We start from the raw sequence: 5,815 nt of genomic DNA, 5'->3' as shown, positions 1-5,815 counted from the left end.
ATCTCTGCTTTTCACCCAACCTTGTTGATTCATAAAATCAATACTCTCTTTTCTTAAATCAACATTTTGGTTTTGGTTATCTTGGGTAATGACTTCAATGGTGTCAAAGTCTAGATTTTGACTGTCACTTGGTTCATGAATGACTTCTTTTTCATTTGTTGCAAAATTATAAGCAACAAGGGCTTTATTGTCTTCTTTTTGTAGATCGCTCAACATTTGTTGTTTTCGTATATCGCTGTAAGATTCCCAGATTCTGCTGTCAATATAGGTAATATGATTGAGCGCTTTGTCAGTAAAACGCTTGTGGCGTTTTAAAATAGTTTGCTCAAATCCCTGCAAAGCACCTAATATATTCGAATTACGCTTGCTGTTTTCATGCAAATCAACACTTTGTGGATCTATCACATACAGTTGACCATCTTCAGAGACAACTCCTTGGAAATCCTGCACAAAAAGATGGGGGTTGTTTGCAAATATTTTTTGCAAATTTTTGACATCTTTTAAGGTTTGGTTATTGCAATTATCAAGCACTTGTGACATAGGCTGAATATATTTTTTGCGTCTTAATCTTATATCCCGTGCACCTTTAATCTTTTGCACAACCAAACCGCGTTGCTGGATATTAAAGTTGGGTGTAGATTGGTCTACAAATGTGATTTGCTTATAACGCTTAGGTGTTTTCATACCAAGCGCTTCTAGCTGTTCTAAGCACATTACTTCATTTTCAATATCGTTGGATTGACCCTCTGAATGTAATAATAACACCAATAAATCAGGTTGATTTTTCAAATTGTAGGCAGTTTTAAATGAGCCCACTCCAACAGCGTCATTGAAGTCTATATGTGCATTGGTTAAGGTATCTGGAATGTTATCTATATCAATAATATCAGTATCAATATCAGTGCCGGTGCCGGTACCAGTGCCAGTTCCGGTATCAGATGAACCTTTAGAGCTCACACAACCTAGTTTCAAGTTTTCTAATATCTCCCCCGCACGCTTGGATTCTTCAGTCTGCTGGGTAACGATATTTAAGTCATCGTTCCACTGATAAATCATTTTTTCACTGCCCATTTCCATGGTTTTAGTGCCATCAGCATTGATTTGCATATCGCCTTTTCTGCCGGTTATTTCNATCAATAATATCAGTATCAATATCAGTGCCGGTGCCGGTACCAGTGCCAGTTCCGGTATCAGATGAACCTTTAGAGCTCACACAACCTAGTTTCAAGTTTTCTAATATCTCCCCCGCACGCTTGGATTCTTCAGTCTGCTGGGTAACGATATTTAAGTCATCGTTCCACTGATAAATCATTTTTTCACTGCCCATTTCCATGGTTTTAGTGCCATCAGCATTGATTTGCATATCGCCTTTTCTGCCGGTTATTTCTGCAGTTTTTAGCTCAGGCGTGTCATTATAAATGGCTTTGGCAAAATCTTGGGTGAGGCTTTGATTAACACCATCAGTGCCACAGCCGACTAAGGCAATACGCTTGATATTCGTGCTGTCGTTGCCATAGGTTTGCTGGAGTATCTTCACCTTATCTGCTAATGACTGTGCACCTTCTTGGCTTAAATCGTTACCATGACCGACAAAATTAACACGGGTATCGCCTGTTGGCGTGTAAGTCTCACCTTTTAGAGTAACAAGATTGCCGTCTTGATCAAATTTGACAAGGACACTGCTGTCAGGGTGTTTGTTGAATAAGGCATTGGCGGCTTCGATGACAATAGGGTCATCGCTGCTTTGGACGATGAGGTTACTTTGATATTTGGAAGTTTTGTTTACAACAGGCTGAGTATCGGGCTGGCTGGGGTTTTGCCCTGAGGTGAAAAATAAACTGTCAAATGCCAATTCTTTTTTTGCAAAACTGTGCCGAGTAAACCAGTTTCTACGCAAGCCTGTGGCGGTTCTTTGTAGGGTGATGGCTTGTTGTAATTGTGCTACAATGGCTTCTGCATCAATTTCATCTTCTGGATTATCGTCAGTGTTGACGATATACTCACCGCTATCAATGTCTTCAACCAAAATATTAACGACCTTGCCATAGGCAATCGTTTGATACTCTATGCGTTCAATCTCAATATCGTTTTGTTGCCCATGTAAGTATTCAATTTCGTGATTTTCTGTATTGTAATAAAGGACAATGTCATTCTTTTTTCTGAGTTTCATTCCCAGATCAAGGCTTTTATCTGAAAAATCGGTAATAATAAAGATTTTAGATGTTTGAGAAAATGACAAGCCTTGAGAAAATCTTTGATTGACCTTGCTATTAAACCATTTTTCTGCCTTGTTGGTTTTTTGCTCTCCAGTCTCTTGGGTATTGTCAGTGGTATTGGTAGTGGTGGTATTGGTAGTGGTGGTATTATTGGTGTTATCAGCAGTACTTGTGCCCTCATTAGAAGAGGTATTTGTTTCGTTGTTGTTAGACTGATTGTCATTAAATACTTGACCAAACACATTGTTGTTTTCCAAGCCCCCTGTTGTTGAAACCTGTTTTATCGATTTGGCGCTTACTGAAAGTGGCAACCTGTTGTTAAGTATTTGTATGTCTGATAATTTGGCACCAATATCATGCAAAGAACTGTCTAAAAACAATTTGACATCTGTACTTAAAATTCTACTTGGGGTGTTGTAAAGCAAGGTGCCTTCGGTAGCTGGATCATCACCAACTTTAACAAGATAGTAGTTGATTGTTGCACCGTCTCGCTCTATTTTTAAATAATCCCCTGCCGTATAAGGATATTGATCTTCATCAAAACTTTTAATGCTACGACCGTTTTCATAAATGCCAACAATATTGCCAGAATTATGTACATAGATTGCGAAATCTATTGTGTGATAGTTACCTTCATTATTGTTATTATCGGTAGACAGCCCAACCATTAAATCTTTATTGTTACTGCCAATCTTGGCAATCACACAACCATCACCAGAAAAACCCTTGGTGGAAGTAATAGCAACATTCCAATCCCCGTTAAAGGTGTTTTCGTGAACACCCTCTTTTTCAATCAATGAGACTGATTTAATTTTGCTAACATCAAGATCCATGAGACTGGTGCTGTCAAGGGTTTGTTTATTAGTACCTATGGGATTGATTTCATCAAAGAGATTTTTATTAACATCTATGGGTCTGGTGCTGTCAAGGGTTTGTTTATTAGTACCTATGGGATTGATTTCATCAAAGAGATTTTTATTAACATCTATGGGTCTGGCGCTGTCAAGGGTTTGTTTATTAGTACCTATGGGATTGATTTTATCAAAGAGATTTTTATTAACATCTATGGGTCTGGTGCTGTCAAGGGTTTTTTCGTAAACACCCGTAGATCTGTCAGAGATTTTTTTATCAATATCCATGCGACTGATGTCGCCAAAGGTGTTTTTGTAAATATGCTTGGGTCTGTTAGAGGTTTTTTCGTAAATACCCTTGGTTTGGCTTATTTTATTACAATCGCTAATTCTAAAGCCTGTATCCAGCACTAGATTAGCAAGTTCCACAGAGTCGGTGATAGCGCTAAAATTAATACTATTGCCATCCACATCTTTAACATCGCTTAACACAATGTCTTCTTTACTGTCAATATCAAAGTTTTCAGCGCTAATATTGTCATTGAGCTTCACAATGTAAACAAACTCTAATGTGTCGGTGATTACCCCGTTAGTACCTGTTAACAAGAATTCCCTGTTGGCAACGATAATTTTATTACTGCCAACCTTTGCCAAAGTAACGGACTCATTCAAAAACAGTCTTACTTTGATTTTATCGCCAGTGGTAAATGCACCACTGCTATCGATAATCTCACTATTAATACGCCAAGCGTTATTTTTCAGGGGCTCTGGGGCGCCAGAATCTATTAATAAAGTTGAATTTTTACCTAAAATCTCCACTTCACGGAAATTTTGTGCATCGCCACTAAAAGTGAGCCTAACTTGATCAAAAACAACATCACTTTCTGGGATGATTTCAACAATCTCACCTGCCTCATCAATAGTGCGAGTTGAAACCACCACGCCTTCTTTAAGAAAATCAACGATTGAGCCGTTAATCCTATCAGTATTCCTCTTGCGATTAAAAAGTTTAAAACTGCCGTTGTTGTAATGAACCCCTTTAAAGTCAAACAAAATGTATTTTCCATCAGCATCCAATGGGTGTACGGCATAATCTAATGCACCACTTGAACTGGTATTACCATCGGTCATTTTTGCAATATTGGAAGCGGTGCCATTGGCATGCCAACTAGTAACATTGGTGCTGATGGTCGCCAGCCCTTTGCTGCTTAGGGCAAGGTTTTGACTGCTGGGGCTAATATCCAAGCCTCTGGAAATGTTGCCAAAATCAATGTTGTTGCCCTCTGTATCTTNCATGCCATCGGTGCCTGTCAACAGGAATTCTTTGCCAGCAACAATGACTTTATTGCTACCAACATTAGCCAAAATAATGTCTTTATCCAATGTTAATGTTAATTTAATCTCATCGCCAATAGTGAATACACCTTTACTATTAGCAGCTCCACTGTCTATACGCCAAGCATCAGCGATTGGCTTTGGTGCGCCAACATCTATTGAAAGTGGTGGATTATTGCCACTGAATATTTGCATATCTATTAACTTAGCACCAACATCATGAAAAGAACTGTCTAGAAACAATTTGGTATTTGCATTTGAAGTTTTGCTTGAGGTGTAAAGCAAAGTGCCTTTGGCATGAGGACCATCACTTGCTTTAATATGGTAATATTTTATTTGGGTACCTGATCTAGCGACTTTCATATAGTCGCCAGCGACATAAACAACACCTGTGTTACGCTTTTTCCCACTACTTTCATAGATGATAAATTTATTACCTATACCTGAATCTGCATACAAAGCGTAATCTATGCTAGTGTAAGAGCTATCAGTATTATCACTTGAAAGTCCAAGCATTACCCTGCCAGTGTTACCAAGCTTGGCAATAACATAGCCGTCATTAATAAAACCCTTGGAAGATGTAACATCGGCATTCCAGCCAGCACTAGCGGTTTTTTTATAAGCACCATTGGTGTGAGTTATTTTGCTGTCATCACTAACAATAAAATTAGTATTAATTAATGTGTTAGTAAGTATCATAGGGTTAGTAACACCCCTCATATTTATTGAATTGCCATCGTTATCCACAATACCCGTTAAAACAACATCAAAATGTCTGCTTGTGGCAACCATCTTGTCGTTAGCCTTAACGGTATATGCAAATTCCAATGTTTGGGTAACGGCGCCATTGGTGCCTGTTAAGAGAAATTCTTTGCCAGCAACAACAATTTTATTGTGACCCACATTTGCCAAAGTAACCTTTTCATTTAAAATGAGTTTTACTTTAATTTCATCGCCAATGGTAAAAACACCTTTGCTATTAGCAGGTCCACTATCTACACGCCAAACATCAGCAGTTGGCTTTGGTGCGCCAACATCTATTGAAAGTGGTGGGTTATTGCCACTGAATATTTGCATATCTGTTAACTTAGCGCCAACATTATGAAAAGAACTGTCTAGAAACAATTTGGTATTTGCATTTGAAGTTTTGCTTGAGGTGTAAAGCAAAGTGCCTTTGGCGTGAGGACCATCACTTGCTTTAATATGGTAATATTTTATTTGGGTACCTGATCTAGTGACTTTCATATAGTCGCCAGCGGCATAAACAACACTTGTGTCACGCTTTCTCACACTACTTTCATAGATGACAAATTTATTGCCTATACCTGAGTCTGCATACAAAGCGTAATCTATACTTCTGTAAGAATCACTAGAATCATCACTTGAAAGTCCAAGCATTACCCTGCCAGTGTT

2 protein-coding genes are annotated in these 5,815 nt (G+C 38.4%); both read right to left on the bottom strand.

Features of this window, described 5'->3' with window-relative positions:
- On the bottom strand, positions 1–1,107 hold a 1,107-nt coding region (locus tag BHECKSOX2_RS08500), incomplete at its 3' end, for a hypothetical protein (protein WP_180323731.1).
- Positions 1,091–2,170, bottom strand: coding sequence for a C80 family cysteine peptidase (locus BHECKSOX2_RS10635; protein WP_425356620.1), 1,080 nt, complete (start codon positions 2,168–2,170; stop codon positions 1,091–1,093). The genes BHECKSOX2_RS10635 and BHECKSOX2_RS08500, both read right to left, overlap by 17 nt.
- Between the last annotated feature and the right edge of the window lie 3,645 nt (positions 2,171–5,815).

The sequence above is a fragment of the thiotrophic endosymbiont of Bathymodiolus puteoserpentis (Logatchev) genome (genome assembly GCF_900127505.1).
Taxonomy (GTDB): domain Bacteria; phylum Pseudomonadota; class Gammaproteobacteria; order PS1; family Pseudothioglobaceae; genus Thiodubiliella.
This window is presented reverse-complemented; position numbering and strand designations above follow the sequence as displayed.